22 protein-coding genes are annotated in these 20023 nt (G+C 62.6%); all 22 read right to left on the bottom strand.

Annotated elements, in window-relative coordinates:
• Positions 1 to 3: 3 nt before the first annotated feature.
• The 22 genes from ABWK72_RS22730 to ABWK72_RS22625 all read right to left on the bottom strand — a co-directional run bounded on the left by ABWK72_RS22730 (position 4) and on the right by ABWK72_RS22625 (position 19976).
• Positions 4 to 1557: a hypothetical protein gene (locus ABWK72_RS22730; protein ID WP_367871871.1), complete on the bottom strand. Its 1554-nt coding sequence runs from the start codon at positions 1555 to 1557 to the stop codon at positions 4 to 6.
• Positions 1558 to 1562: 5 nt separating this feature from the next.
• Positions 1563 to 2087: a hypothetical protein gene (locus ABWK72_RS22725; RefSeq protein ID WP_367871870.1), complete on the bottom strand. Its 525-nt coding sequence runs from the start codon at positions 2085 to 2087 to the stop codon at positions 1563 to 1565.
• On the bottom strand, positions 2084 to 2623 hold the full coding sequence (locus ABWK72_RS22720) for a hypothetical protein (protein ID WP_367871869.1): 540 nt from the start codon (positions 2621 to 2623) through the stop codon (positions 2084 to 2086). The genes ABWK72_RS22725 and ABWK72_RS22720 overlap by 4 nt, the downstream gene beginning before the upstream one ends.
• Before the next feature lie 292 nt (positions 2624 to 2915).
• Positions 2916 to 3320 (bottom strand): hypothetical protein, encoded by a 405-nt coding sequence (locus tag ABWK72_RS22715; RefSeq protein ID WP_367871868.1) that lies wholly within the window; start codon positions 3318 to 3320, stop codon positions 2916 to 2918.
• Positions 3296 to 3847, bottom strand: a complete 552-nt coding sequence (locus ABWK72_RS22710) for a hypothetical protein (RefSeq protein WP_367871867.1) — start codon at positions 3845 to 3847, stop codon at positions 3296 to 3298. Before ABWK72_RS22710 ends, ABWK72_RS22715 begins: the two co-directional genes overlap by 25 nt.
• Positions 3848 to 3868: 21 nt before the next feature.
• The gene (locus tag ABWK72_RS22705; RefSeq protein WP_367871866.1) at positions 3869 to 5155 is read right to left on the bottom strand and encodes a hypothetical protein; all 1287 of its coding nucleotides are present in this window, start codon (positions 5153 to 5155) and stop codon (positions 3869 to 3871) included.
• Positions 5152 to 5889, bottom strand: a complete 738-nt coding sequence (locus tag ABWK72_RS22700; protein WP_367871865.1) for a hypothetical protein — start codon at positions 5887 to 5889, stop codon at positions 5152 to 5154. Before ABWK72_RS22700 ends, ABWK72_RS22705 begins: the two co-directional genes overlap by 4 nt.
• Before the next feature lie 7 nt (positions 5890 to 5896).
• Positions 5897 to 6637 carry a hypothetical protein gene (locus ABWK72_RS22695; protein WP_367871864.1) on the bottom strand — a complete coding sequence of 247 codons (741 nt, stop codon included), beginning with the start codon at positions 6635 to 6637 and terminating at the stop codon, positions 5897 to 5899.
• Positions 6634 to 7221, bottom strand: a complete 588-nt coding sequence (locus ABWK72_RS22690) for a hypothetical protein (RefSeq protein ID WP_367871863.1) — start codon at positions 7219 to 7221, stop codon at positions 6634 to 6636. The genes ABWK72_RS22695 and ABWK72_RS22690 overlap by 4 nt, the downstream gene beginning before the upstream one ends.
• 609 nt (positions 7222 to 7830) lie before the next feature.
• A complete protein-coding gene (locus ABWK72_RS22685; protein ID WP_367871862.1) occupies positions 7831 to 8055 on the bottom strand; it encodes a hypothetical protein in 225 nt (74 codons plus the stop codon).
• Between the two features lie 243 nt (positions 8056 to 8298).
• Positions 8299 to 8763, bottom strand: coding sequence for an SMI1/KNR4 family protein (locus ABWK72_RS22680; RefSeq protein ID WP_367871861.1), 465 nt, complete (start codon positions 8761 to 8763; stop codon positions 8299 to 8301).
• Positions 8714 to 10762 carry a hypothetical protein gene (locus ABWK72_RS22675; RefSeq protein WP_367871860.1) on the bottom strand — a complete coding sequence of 683 codons (2049 nt, stop codon included), beginning with the start codon at positions 10760 to 10762 and terminating at the stop codon, positions 8714 to 8716. The genes ABWK72_RS22680 and ABWK72_RS22675 overlap by 50 nt, the downstream gene beginning before the upstream one ends.
• 481 nt (positions 10763 to 11243) lie before the next feature.
• Positions 11244 to 11795: a suppressor of fused domain protein gene (locus tag ABWK72_RS22670; RefSeq protein WP_367871859.1), complete on the bottom strand. Its 552-nt coding sequence runs from the start codon at positions 11793 to 11795 to the stop codon at positions 11244 to 11246.
• Positions 11779 to 11901, bottom strand: coding sequence for a GH-E family nuclease (locus tag ABWK72_RS22665; protein WP_367875370.1), 123 nt, complete (start codon positions 11899 to 11901; stop codon positions 11779 to 11781). Before ABWK72_RS22665 ends, ABWK72_RS22670 begins: the two co-directional genes overlap by 17 nt.
• A 339-nt stretch (positions 11902 to 12240) precedes the next feature.
• Positions 12241 to 12660 carry an SMI1/KNR4 family protein gene (locus tag ABWK72_RS22660; protein ID WP_367871858.1) on the bottom strand — a complete coding sequence of 140 codons (420 nt, stop codon included), beginning with the start codon at positions 12658 to 12660 and terminating at the stop codon, positions 12241 to 12243.
• Positions 12644 to 13834 carry a hypothetical protein gene (locus ABWK72_RS22655; protein ID WP_367871857.1) on the bottom strand — a complete coding sequence of 397 codons (1191 nt, stop codon included), beginning with the start codon at positions 13832 to 13834 and terminating at the stop codon, positions 12644 to 12646. Before ABWK72_RS22655 ends, ABWK72_RS22660 begins: the two co-directional genes overlap by 17 nt.
• A 220-nt stretch (positions 13835 to 14054) precedes the next feature.
• Positions 14055 to 14441 carry a hypothetical protein gene (locus ABWK72_RS22650; protein ID WP_367871856.1) on the bottom strand — a complete coding sequence of 129 codons (387 nt, stop codon included), beginning with the start codon at positions 14439 to 14441 and terminating at the stop codon, positions 14055 to 14057.
• On the bottom strand, positions 14438 to 16819 hold the full coding sequence (locus ABWK72_RS22645; RefSeq protein ID WP_367871855.1) for a DNA/RNA non-specific endonuclease: 2382 nt from the start codon (positions 16817 to 16819) through the stop codon (positions 14438 to 14440). Before ABWK72_RS22645 ends, ABWK72_RS22650 begins: the two co-directional genes overlap by 4 nt.
• On the bottom strand, positions 16744 to 17346 hold the full coding sequence (locus ABWK72_RS22640; RefSeq protein WP_367871854.1) for a hypothetical protein: 603 nt from the start codon (positions 17344 to 17346) through the stop codon (positions 16744 to 16746). The genes ABWK72_RS22645 and ABWK72_RS22640 overlap by 76 nt, the downstream gene beginning before the upstream one ends.
• Before the next feature lie 7 nt (positions 17347 to 17353).
• Positions 17354 to 18913, bottom strand: coding sequence for a hypothetical protein (locus tag ABWK72_RS22635; protein ID WP_367871853.1), 1560 nt, complete (start codon positions 18911 to 18913; stop codon positions 17354 to 17356).
• 5 nt (positions 18914 to 18918) lie between these two features.
• Complete coding sequence (locus ABWK72_RS22630; RefSeq protein ID WP_367871852.1) at positions 18919 to 19443, bottom strand: hypothetical protein; 525 nt, start codon at positions 19441 to 19443, stop codon at positions 18919 to 18921.
• On the bottom strand, positions 19440 to 19976 hold the full coding sequence (locus tag ABWK72_RS22625; protein ID WP_367871851.1) for a hypothetical protein: 537 nt from the start codon (positions 19974 to 19976) through the stop codon (positions 19440 to 19442). Before ABWK72_RS22625 ends, ABWK72_RS22630 begins: the two co-directional genes overlap by 4 nt.
• Positions 19977 to 20023 lie beyond the last annotated feature (47 nt).

The following is a 20023-nucleotide window of genomic DNA, read 5'->3' as shown; positions in this document are numbered from 1 at the left end:
ATCTCAGCGGGCCTTGTTGAAGAAGTTTCCGTCGACCTCGGCCTGTCCCTGCGGGTCCACGATTTCAGCGACCGCGCTCTTGAATTCCCCGTCCTTCGCGTCCGGGTGGAAATGCAACCACTCCTCCAGCCGGATCTTCGCCGCGCCGTACCGTTGCTTCAGCCCGCGGTCCTCGTACTCGACCGCGCCATCACCTGTTAGAACGACCTCGAAGGCCCGCCGGTCCCAGTCCCCGCCCTGGTCCGTCAGCGGGATGTAGCGCGAGTGCTCGCGGAACTTCGCGAGCTGCTCCACCGGATCCCCGGTCGATGCGATCTCCCGCGCTTGCTCCGCGGAGTGGCCGCGCCGTTCCAGCTTCACCACATCCTTCAGCAGGCCTTCCGCCTGCAGCGCTTGCGCATCCTTGCCGCGCATCGCCAGCCCGCGCGCCTCCGGGTCGAAGGCCAGGTCCAGCTCCCGGCGGTGCAGGTCCGCCCGCGTCTCGGCCTGCTCCAGCTTGCCCGTCCGCACCCGCTCCAGGGTGCGGCGCAGCTCGCGCTTCGCCGGGCCGTCCGGCAGCGTCTCCACCTTCGTGTCCATCGCGAAGTACTGCTGGTCGAAGTCCTCGGCCGCCGGCCGGTAGTGTTTCGTCATCAGCATCACATCCCCCACGATCTCCCGCTGGTCCGCCGGCAGCGCCGCGAAGGCCCCGTTGCCCGGGATATCCGGCTCGAGCACTCCCTGGAAAAGCTTTCTCAGCCCTGCGGAAGCGCGCGGGAAATGCTCATCCACCTGCCCGGCCGTGAAGTAGACACCCTCCGCCACGCCCTTCTTGAACCCGTCGATTGCCTTGAACCCATCGGCCTGCCGCTGCTTCTCCGCCGTTGCGTGCGCCAGCGCGATCGTGGCCTTGCCGACCTGCGGGTTCTGCGCCGCGAACTTGGGATCGCTCACCAGCTTCTGGATTCCCCGCGGATCGTCCTTCGCCCCTTCTAACAGATAGTGGCGCGCCTCCAGCGCCCGGTTCTCCTCATGCAGCTTTTGCTTCACCGTCTCGCCCGCAAGCGCGTCCGGCGTGGCATCGATCTCTCCACGCGCCGCATCGAAATTGCCTGTCTTCTGGTAACCGCGGATCACCGTCGCCTTGCTCGCCAGACCCAGTTCCACGCTTTTCACATACCCCTGCTTCTCGACGCGGATGTTCCGCTCGCTGCTCCAGCCGATGAAGCGCTGCTCCGCCGCGGCCCGCCCCACCGGCGAGAGACCCAGCCCGCCCAGACGGCTCTTCATTTCCTCCCGCCGCTCCCGCCAGGCACCCGCTGCATTCGTATCCCCGGCTGCCGCATGTTCCTGCTCGAAGCGCGCATACTCCTCATTCAGCTCCGCGAAGTACCGCGAGGTCTTGCGGTCCTCATCGATCTCCCGCACCTGCTGCATGATCTGGAAGCCCTTCTGCCCGAGGTCCTCGAATACCTTGCCGAACTCCCCCATCGCCCGGGCCGGCGCGGCGGCGTTCGCCATGCTCGCTTCCGGAGCCATCGGCCCCGCCTGCAGATATCGTATTGCTGGTAAATTCATGAAATCTAGCTGCCTCCCTTCGTGCTGTTAGATGGCTTCTCCTCTTCCGCCTTCGGCGCGAACCACCCGGCCGCGTTGCCCGCGCTCGCCGCCCCGGAAGCGACCGTCCCCGCGGCGCTGGCCAGCCCCTGGGTGCGCAGCGCGCCCGCCTGGTTCGCGCCCTCCACTTCATCCAGCGCCGCCCCTGCCAGCAGCGCGCGGCGCCGGTTCTCCGCATCGAAGGACAGGTCGAGGATGTCCCGCTCCAACTGCAGCGCGGTATCCCCGAAGACCGCCAGCGGCGAGCCCTCCATGGTCATCCCGGAGGCCGCATTCGCCGAGCGCAGCTGCGCCAGCAGCCGCTGGTTCTCGCCCTGCTTGCGCCGCGCGTTCTCCCCCGCCACCTCCATCTCCTGCACCGCCTGCTTGCGCTTCTCGTTCGCATTGTAGGCCGCCGTCTTCTCCGCCGCCTTCGCCGCGCCGCGCGAGCTCTCCACCTGGATGTGCGCGCTGACCGACGTCATGACGATCCCGATATAAAACATGCTCATTCGCCGCTGATCCCCAAAGTTATGTTGTTAAGCCGCCACTGGTTCGCCAGCTCCGCCGGCACCGCCGGGTTGTCATGCGCCTCCGTCACCCGCGCCACGATCGCCGCCACCTCCCGCCCGTCCCCCGGGTTCGGATGGATCGTCGTCCACACCACATCCGTGTGCGCATACAGCGCCCGCCGCGTCCCCGGCTGCGTGATCCCCGTGTGCGGCGCCGCGTAGATCACCGTTCCCTCCGCCTCCGAAGTCACCGCCACCACGCCCTCGCTGACGATGAAGGGATGCTCCACCGCATGGATCATCGAGACCCCCAGCGTGCCCGCCTTCATCCGGCACTCCCGGATGTAGAGCCCCGGCGTGAAGCGGTTGATCACCTCGCACTCCGCCACCGCGTGCCCCACCATCGCCGCCTCCAGACGGTCCAGCAGATCCGGCAGCGGCGGCGGATCCGCCGTATCCCCCGGCCCCGGCGGCACGCCTGTTAGAGCGGCCTCTTCTTCCCCATCAACATCGTCACCGGCAGGCACAAAGGACATCGCCTCATCGTGCCCGATCTCCGCCCCATGCTTCTACTGCCAGCCGGCCCCGGAAAAAAACCGTTCATCCACCCCGGCCCGCAGCACGGCCCCTCGCTGCCCCAGGCACGCCAAGGTAGGCAGCCAAGCAACCGCTCTCCCTCCTACCATCGCGCGATGGATAGCGCCGCTCAGGCTACTTCTGCGGGGCAGGGCAGGCTGCCGCAGTCCACGGCGGCTGCGCCGGGTCAGGCGAGCGGTCAAAGGCGCCGGACCTCACCCCGGAGTATCCTTGCCATCACCGATCAGCGCATCAGGGCCCGTCGACGAATTTTTTCGGATCCTTGTCCAGTCCGGAGTATTTCACGGGGTCAAGTTGTTGACCCCGCTGTTTACCAGAGAAGCCCTCCATCAGGCCGCGGAGGTCTGCGTTTTCCAGATCCACTCCGGATGCGCCCGGGCTCTTCACCAAACCCAGGATCACGATCTCCCGCTGCGAGGCTTGGTCCGGCTCCTTTTGATCGTATCTGCCCCAATTCGAAGTGAAAACCGGGCAGGTGATCCCATCGCTATGGGCCAAGGCTCTCGCCAGTTCCCGCGACCGCTCGCCGGCCCGGATTTCCTCCTTGGCGGCACCCTCGCCTCCCAATTCCGCGGAGGCCGTCCCGATCGCCACCAGTGCGTGCTGGCTCTTCAGCATCTCCGCGATCCGTGGCACCTTGAGAAGCACATTGCCAATGAAGTCCCCGACGGCCAGTCCGGGATTTTTGCCCTCCCCCCGCCCCGCGAGTCGTCCACCAGGACCTTGCCTATCTGCCAGGAGAATCCCCGGGTGATCACAAAAACCCGGATCTCTCCGACTCCCCCCACCGGCTGCCTCAGCAGGACACTATCCTCGAAGATCAACCGGTGTTCCCCCATGGCGGCCTCAATCTCCGGCCCCGCCCCCGACCACCCCCGGGCTTCCAGGCTCGCCAGAATTTTGTCCGGATCCACCCCCAGACCCAGGATCGATTTCCTGAACTCCCGGATCATGTTCTCCGCAAACTCCTCGTCCGACGCAGCCCGCGGGAGCAGCAGCGGCGGAAGGTCGTACGCCTCCATGCAGCGCGCGATGAGCTCGACCTTCCGGTCGGTCAGGCGGTTCTCCCGATCCGGCAGGTAGAGCTTGTAAGCCAGTTCCCCGGCGTGGAGCAGCGCGCCGAGCGAGAGCAGGATGGCGATGGCGATGGCGGTTCGTTTCATGGCCGGAGGCGGCGTGACCGGTTAGTTGTTCAGTTCGATCGTCTTCCAGTAATTGTTGTCGGAGTCGGAAGTCCGCCCGTTCTCCCTTTGCCCTTCCACGTTGCGGAAGACCAGGGTCTGGATGGGGGGTGATTTGCGGTCGCCCTTGCGCACATATACCGGAAAACCCTCCGCACTGCGCACCGTGCCATCGTAGAGATAGAGCTGGAGCTTGCCCCTGGCGCGCCCGTCCTCGCCGATGGGAATCTCCAGTTCGCGGGAGTGGGTCACCGACCCCTTGATCGCCCCCCGGTAGCGCAGGGAGCCGGACAAGGCTTCGATTTCCTCACCGTCCTCGCTAACAAAGGCCCGGTAGTCCTTGAAAACGCGGCTCTGCGATTCATCGGGAATCTCGGTGGCCGCGGCGGGGAAGACCGCCTCACCACCTCTCCTCCCGCGGTAAACCGGCAGCACGACATTCCGCCCTTCCCACTCGATGAAAACCCGGATCGCTCCCGGGGCCGGTGCAGGCTTCGCCGGCTCGATAACCGGCTTCTTCCCCGCTTTCAGGTCGTAGGGAGCCACTTCCTGATTGGCCGCGCGATCAGCCTGTAGGATGGTGGCGAGATTCCGCGGGAGGCGACCTTCTCCGGGGACCTCGGCGTCAAACGCCATGAGCCGGAAGCCCTTCGACCGCAGATAGGTCGCCCACATCCGCGCCAAGGCCTGCCGGCATCTCTCCGTCTCGCGCTCTTTCGCCGCGGCATCCTTGCCCTCCAGCATCTTGCCGAGCGAACTTTCGAGAACTGCCTGCGAGAAGTACCAGTAAACATCGCCACGCAGCGGCACCTCGCCCGAGGCTTCGGGAATCGCCAGCGCGAAATGCGGATCGGCGAATGCCTCCAGCCCGGGAACTTCCCCCTCGCGCTGGCACGGCCAGTCGAGAATGACCATGGTCTCCTTCCCCGCATCCTTCCCGTCGAACAACCGCTTCTCCCCGGCGATCGTACTCTCGCACCCCGCGCCCGCCTTGTCCTTTGCGGCAAGGCTATCTTCCACCAGCGGCTTGGCGGCGGCGATCCATAGCACGAATCGCCCCTCCCGGAAACGCTTGTCATCGTAGCTCCCGATTCTCTTCTCTCCCAAGCATAGCACCTTGAAGGAGCTCGCATCCACCTCATCCTTCAGCTCCAGGACGTGCCGCGGAAGCGGCCCTAACCGCTCATCGTGGATCGTCATGAACTCCGGCGACAGGGCCAGGGTCAGCCGCCCCGACTCCTCGGCCGCGGCATCCATCATCAACAGAAGGGCCATGATCCACGTCTTCATGATTTCTCGCACATTTCGATGATCTTTCGCTCGAGTTCCGCTTCCAGCATCAGCGTGCTCTTGAATTCCTTCTGGACCGCCTCCAGCCGCGCTTGGACCGCCAGCACGGCCAGCCGCTTGACCGGATCGAGATCGGGATCCATCTCCTTGTTCTCGATCTGTTTCCCAAGCCCCGCGGCGATCTCGTCCAAATCGATCCGGCGTTGCGTGGCATCGGCCAGGCAATCCCTCAGGGGCTTCAGGCGCAGGGCGATAGTCATCTCGGCCACTCTCGCGGCGGACTCCTCCCGGACCATCGCCGCATTGGCCGCCATCACCTCCGCCCGCGCCTGCAACCACGCGGCGCGGGCCTCGATGCGGACGCCTTCCTTGCGAAGCCGCTCATCTTCCAGCAGCCGCACTTCCCTCTCCTCCACCGCCGCCGTGATGATCCCGTCGAACCAACCGTCCATCCAGGCGGGCCCGGGCGCATGATCGATTCCCGCCTTCATCGCCGCGACGTCCAGCCGCCGGTCCGCCAACTTCTCCGCGCGCCCTTCCAATTCCGCGATCCTCCGCCTCAGCCCGCCCACATCCATGTCGCAACTCGACAAGACCTGCTTCGCGCTTTCCCTCTCACGGTCGAGTTCGTCGAAGACACCCCTCGCATCCAAGGCGACAAATGCCAGGCTGCCTGCCTCGATGAGGACCACGGCGGGCCATACATCGACAAATGACTGGATGATGTCGTTCATGCCGGATTCACATCTTCTTGACCCGCTCGCTCTTCTCCGCGGGTACCATCGTGGCAGGTGCCGGCGGATCCCCGCCGTCCTTCCGCATCTCAAAGGCGAGAGAGATCAGGAACCAGACCGCCAGCGTCGCCACCAAGCCGAAGACATACACCTTCTTCACCCGTTGCGGGGGCTCCAGCCGGCGGAAGACCTGGAAGCAAAGGCGGAAGAACAGCTTCCCGAGCAGGAACAGCACCACCACGAACAGCCAGGGCCGGGCAATAGTCAGCCCGAACCACTTCTTGTCTTCGAGCCAGCCCAGAAGCGAGTGATCGCCCACGTAATCCTGCATCGCATCCACGGTGATGAACGCAATCACCAGCGAACAGAGAAGGGTCCCGAACACCTTCAGCAAAACATTGGACCAGATCCGGAAGCGCTTCCGCCCGTAGCCATCCACGATCGCCTGCGCCCTCTCCAGATCGGGCACACCTCCTCCCCTGCCGAAGAAACCGGCCCTTTCCTGGATCTCCCGCAGCTCGCGGTCCACTTCATTTTCCGCTTCGCGCAAGGAAGCGAGCCGCTGGTCGATCCACACGGCATGCGCCTTCCCCTCGCTCTCCTGCCAAGTCTGCAAGCTCTCCCGCATCGCCTGCCTCATGCGCTCGGAACCGGGGGCCTCGCCGTCCGCCAGCATCTTCACGACGATGCCTTTCAGATTCTCGTGGAGTCGCCACGGGATTTCATCGGTTGTCGCGGCAGGCTTCATCGGCGGGGAGTGGGAGCTTGTTTGGGAATCTTCAGTTCCAGCAGGATATAGATCGGCTTCTTGCCATATGTCGAAGGCAGCATGCCGGACGACAGGCGGTCGTCCAACAGCCGCTGCGGCCCCCCTACCTGGATGAAGCGGGGCAAGTTCCCTTCTTCCTCCTTCACCCAGACTCCCCCGCTGCTGAAGGACACTCCTCCGCGATTCAAGGCGGAATACAAGGTCTTCTCCCCGACTACGGAAAGCTCGACCGCCCCGCCCGACTCGTCCCCCAATTGACCGGCGACGGCAAGCGCGAGATCCACGGCATCCGAATAACTCGCATCATTGACGTAGCCGTCTCTCGGTTCCTCCTTCTTCATCAACTCCCGCCATGTTGAGGTGGAGACCGGCTCCGAAACAAAACAGCCGCCGGAATCGCGGACCTCCTTGAAACCCAGCCTCCTGAAGGTCGGCGTGTCCTCCAGCCGGGTTTCACTCACCGGGGCCTCGGTCACCGCGCCTCGCTTCTTCCAATAACCGAGGAGGGTAATGCCGCCGGTGATCCCGCCGGTAATGATGCCGCCGACAAGGCCAATGATCACCTGGGTCCGGGACGAGATCTTGGAGAACCGCCACAGCACCTGAAGCCACGACCGCTTGCCGCCATGGGAATCTCCGACGCCACGGCCCTTCGCGCTGGCGGCCCATGCCTGCAACTTCGGCCGGCAGCCGGAATTATGGGAATCCGAGTTGATGGGGGATAAATGGAGAAGGTTGGGAGGAGGCTTTCCCTGAGAAACGGGAAGCCGGGGGAGAGACCGTCAATTCATTTTGAGATCGGGGCAAATGAGATCAGCGGGAACTTACCTCAAAGATCCGGAAAGGAAAGAAAAAGTTACTTCGGCTTATCATATCATCATACCGCGATGAATTCATCCGTCTTGCGCCATGACCCTGCCTCATGTGACCCATGCGCAACCCGGTCATGGAGTTCCATCTCCACGCAAATGCCCTTCGGTAATGGTGATGGTGCCGCTTCCATCTACGGTAGTAGCGACATTCCTTGCGGCGAGTCAGAAAGGTAATTCTCCGCAAGCATATCCGACCTGATCTGGCTAACTTGCTCCGGATCGCGAAGGCGAGGCGTATGCCCACGGATCTTGGGTACTTTCCGTTGCTCGGGCGGGGTGGGTCTTATCCTTCCCTTCATCTTACGGTGAATTTCCAGATGACTCGTGATCGCCTTCCGGCGTATGCTGCCCCTCCTGCTGATACTGCCGTTGCTGCGTGAGCTGTGTCGGCACCTGCTCCCGGCGCTCCTCCACCGGCGTGGTGTCGGCGGCCTGCTTGAGCAGGTCAGCGCCGGTCGCGTCGATGGGGTCAGTCCTTGAATCTTGAATTCCAGAGCTGCACCAGCATCGCTTTTCAAAATTCAAGGACTGACCCCACCGAGGAACATCGGGGTTCTGGAAATCATTCCGAGCCAATAGCTACTAGAGTGCCAGTAGTTGTTGGAATCATCCCAAAACAGTCTTAAGTTCGTGCCATTCAGGACTGACCCCACATCGTTGTTGTGAATCGGACATCTCAAGTTCCTTTTCAAAGTTCCACCGAAGTGATGAAGCCATCGAGCGAAAATCAGCTCTACTCATAGATATGACTACTGTGTTTCAACTGACCTAATCAGGATCCGGCGCTTCCTTATCGCGAACAACAATTCGATCAATAAAATCCTGAAAAGATTCAGCCACCCGCTCAACTGAAGGCCCACCGCCATAATAGTTTATATAGTAAATTGAGTTTTGCTTATTCATGACATAGAGATTACCCAATTCGTCATCAGCAATCGGCAACACACCGTCGTCCCGAAGATCGTCATGCGATTCCAGCACGGAGAGAATTCCATCATTTTCATCTCCATCGAAGAATCCGAGAATGCTAAAATCGCCGAGAGACCCACCTACGAAAGCACCGCCATATTTCTTGACGAATTGACGGTAGTCGTCGGGTAGTTTCCGGCCTAAGGCATTCTCGACGGCTTGGACGTATGACTCGGAAAACGGGCCATCTGGTTCGATTTGGGATTCTAACATCTTAGTTTTTCTCTCGCAGTTCCAAGGCCCCGCCGGAATGGTGGAGTTCATGCAGTTTTTTTGGCACAATCTGAACACCATTGCCACCAGAATGATGAAGCCTAACACGGTTAGCCTTCAGCCAATTCCGAACCGCATCTTGAGACATTTTGGCCAATGAAGCCATATGCCGGATCATTAGCGGCGGGTCAGATTTAGGATCCCCGGTCATACCTTCGACGCTGAAGTTACTAGGAACTCCTTTGGGACCAAGGACGGCATGATCTGTGAAGTCCGGAATTCCTCTTTTCCAAGGGATAGTCGTCCCGCGCGGGAGCCCTATCGCATCAGCAGTTTTATCCGAGAGGGCGAAGAGGGAATTGCCGATCTCACCAAGAAAGCTCCCTTTATCCTTGCTAGGTTTTTGAAATCTGGGGTGCCTTGTCCAGTCTGCAGCTGGCTCCAACTGTTTCGGCCCGCTCTTCAGGAAGTCGCCAGAGCCATTCCCGGACGTGTCAAGGGTCGTGGGGATCTCTTCCTCGAAAGCTCTTGGAAGTGCCTCGCTACCCGGCCCTTCCTGATCTTGGGGAGAGTCATCAAGGAGCGAGGACAGAAGATCGGATTGCTCCGAAGCCTGCTGCACTTCCCCATCGTCAGGACCTCGGGAACCATAGCCTCCTGGGTCTGCTCTCTTTTCTGGAAGTGGGAGCCCTCCCTGCTCTCTGTCCGGCTGGAGCAGGACGTCGAGGATCGTCGCCCAATTGCCGGTTTCAAGCAGCGCCGAACCCTGCTCTAGCGTGTTCTCGTGAAGGGCGTCTTCCGAAGCTAAGTTCTCATTACTCTCCTCCTCCCCCATCATCTCCTCCTCTCCCATCTGCTGCTCCTGCTCCATCTGCTCCTGCAGGATCAGGATCTGCTCCCGGCGCTCCTCCACCGGTGTGGTGTCGGCGGCTTGCTTGACCAAGTCCGCGGCTTCGGCAGGAGAATACTGCGCGGTCTCCACCACACGCTCCACGTCGACCGGGGAAAGGCCTTGCTCCAATAGCCCCCGACGGTCTGTTAGAAGCGTGCGCAGCTCCCCTTCGCCGATGAAGTCCAGAGCCCGGCGGCCCGTGCCGAAGGCCACCACCAAGCCCATCGAGAGCAGCGCGGTATCCCCCAGCGCGGCGCGCTCCCGTGCCAGCACCGTGTCCCAGTCCGCACCTTTGATGTCCTGGTGCAGCGCGTGGGTGACCGACTTCCACACATCCGGCGTGACGTTCTGCAGGACCTCAGTGCCGATCGTCGCGGTGCTGCGGCCGGCGAATCCCGCCCCGTTCGCCAAGGCCTTGCCGGGCAGGCCGGAGGCCGCGAGCTTCTCACCCGTGGCAGCGGCCCGCGCTGTTAGAACACCGATCTTGCCCTCTGCCGTACCGAGCTTCGCCAGCGCGCCGCGGAGCCCCGGCAGCTTCCCCCCGACGAAGAGAATCTCCGCCCGCGACAGCGCGGTGTCCGTCAGCGCGGAAGCGAAGGCGGTCGGGGCGAGCCGGGCCTCCGGCAGGTCCGGATTGTCCGCACGCAGTCCGGCGAGGTGCCGCTCGAAGTGGCTGGTGAAGATCGCCGGCAGCATCAGCCCGCCGGGCGCGGCGGCCATGCCCATCTCCGGCAGCGAGCCGCCCATCATCACCGCCGTGTCGCCCAGCGTGTCGAGCAGGCCGCTGTGCTCCAGCGTGTCCGCGTCATGCTTGATCCGGATGCCGGAGACCCCGATGTCCCCGAAGAACTTCGAGAGGCCGTCGAGCTGGTCGCGCTGTTCCTCCAGGGTCCGGCGCTCCTCCGCGGTCATCGCGCGCTGGAGATCGCGGGCCCGGTAGCGGAGCCCCACGTGCGGAATGACTTCCATCCGTGCGTTGGCGAGTTGGTCATACCTGCTCGACCAATCCCCGGGGCCTTCCCGGGCAAGGATGCCGCTCAGTTCCGGCACGCCGCCGGGCTGGATGCCCGCGGGGAGCACCCCTTCATCGAGCAGTTGGTCCAGCGCCGCCCGGTTCCGCCGCATGCGGTTCGCGCTGAGCCCGAGGTGGATGTCCAATATCCCGTTGTCGAAGGCATTGCCCAGACGCTGGAAGAAATCACCCCGCCCTTATACGCCTCCCGCATCAGGCCGTAGGCCCCTGCATGGTCCTGCTCGGCCCACTCCTGCCAGGCCTGAAGCCCTTATCCCGCGTCGGGAGGACACGCGGCCCCCTGCCGTCCGGCGGCCTGAGGAAGCGGTCCGTCGGCCTCCAAGAATTCACTCTTCAAGCACGACGATACGATCAATAAAATCCTGGAAGGATTCGGCAACCTTCTCGAGAGTGGTTTTGCCTCCGTGGCAATCAATATAATAAATGAAGTTATGTTTTTTAACACATAGATATTACCAAGCGCATAATGGGCAATACACTATCGTCTCGGAGGTCTGTGTACAATTGACGTTTGGAGAGAATCCCACCACTTTCATTTGCTCCAAAAAATCGGGCTTCACATGGGATTCAGCTGACTAGGTCATAGGAAATCCATACCCTCGTCGGTCAGCCTTTCCAGGCAGCTCTCCTCGGATCGAAAACCTTTTCTCCTAGTTCCAGAAGAAAGCGATGCGGCCCGACATGTTCAATCACATCCGCCTCCGAAGAATAAATCGGATAAAGCTGCGCCAGCTGTATTGGCTGATCGTGAAGGATCAGCTTTTGATCCTTCTCGTCCAATACTGTGCAGGCATATACAAGAAAGCTATCCATCGTAGATTCGTCGGAGACCCGGCACCCGAAGTGAATGATCGACCCATAGATGAAGGCGCTCTTGTTGCGCCCGGTCCGTATGACCTCTCCCAGTGCAAGGGGCCAAGAGACATCATGGGAGTCAACCGAAATCACTAGCTCGGGACGGCTGTGAATCCACTTCGGATGAGACGGTAACGAAAGGCCATAGCTAAAGGCCGTCACGCAACCCGGCTCTGGCACATCGTCGTAGGCAACAACGGTGATTGGCGGGTTTTCTCCTTCATCAGTGATCTTGAAGAAACGCCCCTCGCCCCCACAAATATCCTCGATGTGCTCTATATATTGTTCAATCCTTTTTTTCATGGCGGCGGGCTCGGTTAGAGGATCTGTCTTCCCAATGATACAAACTAGGATCGTTTTCCATTTCAACTACTTCCTTTCGGGTGGAGCCTTTTTCATTGTGCATCATCTTGCGCTTGCGCCACGGGCTCTCCGGCTTGTGCCCGAGGTCTGTCCAATCTCTCTCAAGCGGCACTTGGGCCAACGCGGTATCGGTCAGCGCCGCCCCGAAAGCGGAGGGCGCGAGCCGGGCTTCGGCTATCCCGGGGTTCTCAACCCGTCGACGCTAGCCACATCCTAGCGAGTGCCCTTCGCTCTGTCTTGAAGTTCCCGCAAAATTCCATTCCAATAGCGGACCAACTTGATATGGTCCGTCCGGCTCACGTATCTCATATTATCCTCAGTCGGACTTCCTCCAAGAATGAGCGGCTTGATGAAAACCAACTCATAACCCTTTCCCGGCGGTTCTTTAAAAGAGGTCTTCATCGCTGGTCCAAAGAAAATATATAAATCCGCTGAAGCCGTCCGCTAGTTCTTTCACGGGAGATCGGCTCATTCCTATGAAAGGCAGCATGCACACGCTCATCTTATCGTTACGGGTGTCGAATGCGAACGCTTCTCCACCACCGTTGGATCCGAACAAGGTAAGACCAGGAGCATATTCTCCGACCTCATACTCGCGGTTGAATTCCGCCAATTCTTCGGCGCGCCAAAGAATGACATATTGATGCCCAATGAATCCTTCGCCTCCATTGCACGCCAGCATGAACTCCACATAGTCTGGAGGAAATTTGCAGCCAAGTTCAGACTCCGATTTACGAAAAATCTCGGTCGACACTCCCTCGTTGGAATCAAAATCCTTGAGCAAGTCCTCATTCTTCGGTTCCACGCTTCTCCTCCTTTTTTCGTTGAAATTCTCTCATTATTCCATTCCACCACGGGGTCACTTTCTTACGATGCAGGTCACGGTCCAAGATGATTTTGTTATTGGGGTCAACTGGAGAGCCACCAAATTTCACTGGTTGGATCTCGTGGATGTCTACGTACTTGCCGCGTAAATTTTGTTTTCGGCGAATTCCTTTATTCTCTCTGTTAGCTGCAGCTCGAGATTGCTCATATCCTTCTTCGATTACTGTCAGTGGCCCCTGAGGCTTCGGAAGCGATTCAAAGTATCCGTCCCAGTCAAGGATCTCAAATCTTCCTTCCCGATCGATCGGAGAAATTCGAGATTCCGGCTGGTTTGGATCACGATGTTTACCTCCCTCACTAGACGGACTTTGCCCGGCAACCTGGTCTGGGTCAAGTAGGTCCCCCGCGGAGGAAAAATCAGCTCTGGCTTCATTTCCGTCACCCTTGGATGGGTCTTCACCAGATGCTTCTCCGGGGCCGTCCTGCTCTGTCCGCTGCATCTGCCGTTGCTGAGCAAGCTGTGTCTGCACCTGCTGCTGCTCGTGCATCATCTCCTCCCAAGAGATCCGAACCCGCTCCCGGCGCTCCTCCACGGGGGTGGTGTCGGCGGCTTGCTTGGCCAAGTCCGCGGCTTCGGCGGGAGAATACTGCGCGGTCTCCACCACACCCTCCACGTCGACCGGGGAAAGGCCTTGCTCCAATAGCCCCCGACGGTCTGTTAGAAGCGTGCGCAGCTCCCCTTCGCCGATGAAGTCCAGAGCCCGGCGGCCCGTGCCGAAGGCCACCACCAAGCCCATCGAGAGCAGCGCGGTATCCCCCAGCGCGGCGCGCTCCCGTGCCAGCACCGTGTCCCAGTCCGCACCTTTGATGTCCTGGTGCAGCGCGTGGGTGACCGACTTCCACACATCCGGCGTGACGTTCTGCAGGACCTCAGTGCCGATCGTCGCGGTGCTGCGGCCGGCGAATCCCGCCCCGTTCGCCAAGGCCTTGCCGGGCAGGCCGGAGGCCGCGAGCTTCTCACCCGTGGCAGCGGCCCGCGCTGTTAGAACACCGATCTTGCCCTCCGCCGCACCCAGCTTTTGCCCGCGCGCCGCGGAGTCCAGGACAGCGCGGTATCCGTCAGGGCGAAAGCGGTGCCAGAGCAGTCGCACCACCAACTCGGGAACTCGATGCGGAACGCCGCGAGGTGCCTCTCGGAACGGATGGTGAAGCGCGCCGGCAGCAGAACCTTACCGCTCGAGGCGGGAATGTTCGCCTACAAGCCTCAAGTCCATCCCAAGGGGCGAGTCACCACCGGCATAAACCGGACTTTCTCACTTCTCCTTTACTCCATCCGCCAATCTAGAGAAGAGCCGCTTGGAGCTTCCTCTTCTACTAGTCCGGATAGGTCACCTCAACATTGCCGAGGTGAGCAACAATCCATTCGTCGCGACTCGCCAGATCGAAAAACTCCTCCTCACTTAGCTCCCTGCGATCTTCAAACTTCAGCTCAGTATCCCCAAACACGGCTTTGAAGGTGATTTCATTCCAGCGTTCATCGGACATTTCGGATTCCTCCCACAATTCGTAAACAAGAGAGCTGAGTTCGCGACCGCGATGGTAAAAGCGAAAATTCCCATCGGACCCTTCTACATATATCCCTACGGAGGCAACTCCGTCCATTGCTTTAGCTCTGATCCAAGCAGCCCTATAAGCCCCCCCGATATCATCATCAAGGACTAGTCGAATCCGATGCTTCAAATCTTGCACTTTTTCGCTCACTTCCCACCCCTCCTATTGAAAAATTCTAAAGATTCTTGGGACTTCCCGTCAACCGTGACTTTCACCTCAAACCTGCTGGGTCGAAGAGATTCGCCTTCGTAGTAAAGATCCGTTTCCACCTGCACTTTTTTCCCTTCGTCGACTAGATTGCTCCATTGGTTCTCCATCACTCTCCACACTCCTCGATTGAGATTTGAATCCTGGGCGACGTGATTGAGAGCGATGCGAGGTCCATCGTGGCGACTTGCAGCCAAATGGCCGCCCTCGTCGCTGGACAAACGATCTTCTCCTCCCGCTCCTTGTTGCAAGCCCCTATGGCGCTTTTCCTTTTTGTTCACCAGGTCCATGTTGAGCCTCACGGGACGCTCAAGGTGATCCACAAGGTATCGATAGCCATTAGTTGCGGTCACTTGCTTGATCCCCTGAGCTGGGCCACTTTCCAACAGCCTGCCATCTGCAGCTGAATGAACGGGGACTTCTTGACCTTGGCTGCCCTGCTCCATCGCCTGCATCTGCCGTTGCTGAGTAAGCTGTGTCTGCACCTGCTGCTGCTCGTGCATCATCTCCTCCCAAGAGATCCGAACCCGCTCCCGGCGCTCCTCCACCGGCGTGGTGTCGGCGGCTTGCTTGACCAAGTCCGCGGCTTCGGCGGGAGAATACTGCGCGGTCTCCACCACACGCTCCACGTCGACCGGGGAAAGGCCTTGCTCCAATAGCCCCCGACGGTCTGTCAGAAGCGTGCGCAGCTCCCCTTCGCCGATGAAGTCCAGCGCCCGGCGGCCCGTGCCGAAGACCACCACCAAGCCCATCGAGAGCAGCGCGGTATCCCCCAGCGCGGCGCGCTCCCGCGCCACCACCGTGTCCCAGTCCGCGCCGCGGATGTCCTGGTGCAGCGCGTGGGTGACCGACTTCCACACATCCGGCGTGACGTTCTGCAGCAGCTCGGTGCCGATCGTCGCGGTGCTGCGGCCGGCGAATCCCGCCCCGGCCACCAAGGCCTTGCCGGGCAGGCCGGAGGCCGCGAGCTTCTCACCCGTGGCAGCGGCCCGCGCTGTTAGAACACCGATCTTGCCCTCTGCCGCGCCGAGCTTCGCCAGCGCACCGCGGAGCCCCGGCAGCTTCCCCCCGACGAAGAGGATCTCCGCCCGCGACAGCGCGGTATCCGTCAGCGCGGAAGCGAAGGCGGTCGGGGCGAGCCGGGCCTCCGGCAAGCCCGGATTGTCCGCACGCAGTCCGGCGAGGTGCCGCTCGAAGTGGCTGGTGAAGATCGCCGGCAGCAGGACCCCGCCGGGCGCGGCGGCCATGCCCATCTCCGGCAGCGAGCCGCCCATCATCACCGCCGTGTCGCCCAGCGTGTCGAGCAGGCCGCTGTGCTCCAGCGTGTCCGCGTCATGCTTGATCCGGATGCCGGAGACCCCGATGTCCCCGAAGAACTTCGAGAGGCCGTCGAGCTGGTCGCGCTGTTCCTCCAGGGTCCGGCGCTCCTCCGCGGTCATCGCGCGCTGGAGATCGCCGGGCCGGTAGCGCGGCCCGACGTTGGGAATGACTTCCATCCGTGCGTTGGCGAGCTGGTCATACCTGCCCGCCCAATCCCCGGGGCCTTCCCGGGCAAGGATGCCGCTCAGTTCCGGCACGCCGCCGGGCTGGATGCCCGCGGGCAGCACCCCTTCATCGAGCAGTTGGTCCAGCGCCGCCCGGTTCCGACGCATGCGGTTCGCGCTGAGCCCGAGGTGGATGTCCAGTATCCCGTCGTCGAAGGCATTTCCCACCCGCTGGAAGAAATCCGTGATCTCGATCCGGTCTTCCCGCGCCAGCACCGCGATGCCGGTGATGATCCGCTGCCGCCCTGCCTGGTCCGTCTTCGCGAAGGCCGCGAGGGCGTCCAGCATCTCGGGCCCGCCCTTGAAATCCCGCGCGTGGCGCACCCGCAGCGCCTCCGAGAAGGCAGCATAGAGCGGGCGGACGGCGTGGAGCTCCTCCGGGCCATACTCCATCTGCACCTTCAGGTAGCCCTGCTTGAGCGCGGGCTCGAACCCGGCCCCGCGACCGCCGCCCACGCCGCTCAGGTGGCTCCGCGCTTCCTCGTAGCCCTGGCCTTTCAAGGCGGCGATCTTGCCCTGCCGCTCGAGCCGCAGGGATTCCGAGCGGTCGGCCTCTTCCTCCTGGAGACGCTTGCCGGTCAGATCATAGAGCGCCTCTTCCGTGATGGTCTCGTCCGGCTTCCCCCGCCACGCCAGCCGCGCCCTGGCGTAGGCGGTGCGCTGGGCCGGCCATGCCTGCGGGTCCTCCACCCGGCTACCGGTCACCGTCTCGTAGAAGAGCATGTTCGCCAGCTGCCGGCGGTCGAACTCCAGGCCCGACTCCGCCAGATCCAGCATGATGGAAGAGTGCCGCTTGAGGATCTCCCCCCGGGATCTTGACCGGCGGGCCCCGGCCGCTCCGCATCCGCCGGCATCCACCGGGACTCCGGCAGCCGGCCCGCGGTGCCTGCAGCGCCAGCCGCGGGCGGGATGGCGCGATATGCCTTCAATCCGCCATTGGCGAAAGGCCTGGCCTGCTGACTCTCCTTGAAAATCGCATCCACTTCCTCCGGCGCGCGGAACATCCGCTGGAAGAACGGCATCAGCTGCTGCTGCCCGCGCAGGGCTTCACGGTTCCGCGCTGCTTCGAGATACGGATGCGGGGGAGTATCCCGTTGATCGCGGTCCGATTCATTCTCCGGGACTCCGGTGATATAGGCCTTCACCGGCCCATGTATCTTTTCATTCTTGCGGCTTTTCTCGAGCTCGATCGCCTCGTTCATCTGCCGCTCGTCCTCCTGCGCCTCGCGCAGCACGCGGATGTCCGGCTCGAGCGAGCCGCGCTCGACCGCCCGCGCGAGCCTCCGGAAAGCCGGTGATTCCATTGCTTTCTCAAATGGCATGGCCGCCCGTGGGTTGATCGTTCACGGCGAGTGCCGTCTCTTCCGTTCCGGCAGGCACCGGCGCTGCCAGGACAGGCATCCGCAAGGCCGCGCCGCTGCCCGGCAGGTAGCCGCCTAACAACGCCGCCGCCCGGTCCTTCAGGGCGATCGCCGCACGGTTCGCGACGAGGCCGGAGACGTGGTCCGCCACCTCCCCCTCCCCCAGATCCCTACCGCCGGCGATGAAGCGGCGCGCGGCGGTGCGCAGGTCCTCTGCATGGGAAGGCGCGATCAGACCGCCTAACAGGGCACGGTCCACCTGGCGGCGGGCGGTGGCATTGAGCTCCGCGGGGTCGCGCGGGTTCAGCGCGATCTGCTCCGGATCCCGGCCCTCGGGAGAAAGTCTCGCTAGCTCCCCGCGGATCTCGCCGAGATGCCGCGGTGAAGCATTCTCCAGGAGATCCGCACGCGCCTCATTGTAGCGCTGGCGATACGCGGGGTTCCCGATTGCCGGATCCTGCCGTGCCAGGCGCAGTGCATCCGCCTTGCGCCAGGCGAGGTTCCGGATCTCCGGGGCGGGGTCGCCAGCGCCTGCCAAATGCCGGCTCCAGGCCTCCCGTTCGCGGCTTGTTAGATAGGCCTTCCCCTGGATATCGCCGGATCCGGCGAGGTTCTGGACGAAGCGCTGCTCCACCTCATCGAACTCGCGGGTCCGGAGCTCCTCGATGCGCTCGCGGCCGCGGGCGATGATCCGCTTGCGCCCCTCCTCCGCCAGCGCGGGGAAATGACGGTAGCTCCCGGCGGAGTCCCTCTCTTCCAACAGCGCCGTCATGGAGTTCGGCTCGAGCTCCATCTCATCGCTCGCCATGATCTCCTCCGCCGCGGATCGGGCGGTCTGCAGGTCGGGATCGGACACACCCTGTGCCTTCATCTCCGCCAGCTCCCTCTCCACACCCTGCACATTGCCCAGCTTGGCGTAGGTACTCACGGCGCCGATCCGGCGTGCATCGTTGTCGCGGTTGATGCGGACATACCTGTTCCGCTCGAAGGCGATCGCGTTGCTGCTGCCGTTCTCGATCAGATCTTGCTTGAGCTGTTGCTTGGCAGCCAGGGGGATGACGAGGCCGTCCACACGTGCCAGTTGCTCGCGCTGGAGCTTGTCGCGCTCCGCATCCATGGAATCGGGGTCGGCGGCGGCGAGCACACGCTGATTGAACTCGTGATTCTCGCGGGTGGCATTGGCCGCGAACTCCGAACGGATGCTCGACACCCGCTGGCCGCGGATGGTCGCGATCACGCCGCCCGCCTTCTCACCGAGGCCGTCCGGGGCGGCGACTCCGTCTTCCTGTTCCTCCGGTAGGCCCGCCCGGGCGCGCTTCTCTTTCTCCTCCTCCTTTTCCTTTTTCTTCTGCTTCCGCGCGTCCTCCGCGATCAGGAAGCCCTTCTGCCCGAGGCCCTCGAAGACCTTGCCGAACTCCCCCATCGCCCGGGCCGGCGCGGCGGCGTTCGCCATGCTCGCTTCCGGAGCCATCGGCCCCGCCTGCAGATATCGTATTGCTGGTAAATTCATGAAATCTAGCTGCCTCCCTTCGTGCTGTTAGATGACTTCTCCTCTTCCGCCTTCGGCGCGAACCACCCGGCCGCGTTGCCCGCGCTCGCCGCCCCGGAAGCGACCGTCCCCGCGGCGCTGGCCAGCCCCTGGGTGCGCAGCGCGCCCGCCTGGTTCGCGCCCTCCGCTTCATCCAGCGCCGCCCCTGCCAGCAGCGCGCGGCGCCGGTTCTCCGCATCGAAGGACAGGTCGAGGATGTCCCGCTCCAACTGCAGCGCGGTATCCCCGAAGACCGCCAGCGGCGAGCCCTCCATGGTCATCCCGGAGGCCGCATTCGCCGAGCGCAGCTGCGCCAGCAGCCGCTGGTTCTCGCCCTGCTTGCGCCGCGCGTTCTCCCCCGCCACCTCCATCTCCTGCACCGCCTGCTTGCGCTTCTCGTTCGCATTGTAGGCCGCCGTCTTTTCTGCCGCCTTCGCCGCGCCGCGCGAGCTCTCCACCTGGATGTGCGCGCTGACCGACGTCATGACGATCCCGATATAAAACATGCTCATTCCGATATCCCCAAAGTTATGTTGTTAAGCCGCCACTGGTTCGCCAGCTCCGCCGGCACCGCCGGGTTGTCATGCGGCTCCGTCACCCGCGCCACGATCGCCGCCACCTCCCGCCCGTCCCCCGGGTTCGGATGGATCGTCGTCCACACCACATCCGTGTGCGCATACAGCGCCCGCCGCGTCCCCGGCCGCGTGATCCCCGTGTGCGGCGCCGCGTAGATCACCGTTCCCTCCGCCTCCGAAGTCACCGCCACCACGCCCTCGCTGACGATGAAGGGATGCTCCACCGCATGGATCATCGAGACCCCCAGCGTCCCCGCCTTCATCCGGCACTCCCGGATGTAGAGCCCCGGCGTGAAGCGGTTGATCACCTCGCACTCCGCCACCGCGTGTCCCACCATCGCCGCCTCCAGACGGTCCAGCAGATCCGGCAGCGGCGGCGGATCCGCCGTATCCCCCGGCCCCGGCGGCACGCCTGTTAGAGCGGCCTCTTCTTCCCCATCAACATCGTCACCGGCAGGCACAAAGGACATCGCCTCATCGTGCCCGATCCCCGCCCCATGCTTCTACTGCCAGCGAC

Source organism: Luteolibacter sp. Populi (assembly GCF_040801775.1).
Taxonomy (GTDB): domain Bacteria; phylum Verrucomicrobiota; class Verrucomicrobiia; order Verrucomicrobiales; family Akkermansiaceae; genus Haloferula.
Note: the sequence above shows the minus strand (reverse complement) of the source record. Positions and strands in the feature narration are given on the sequence as shown.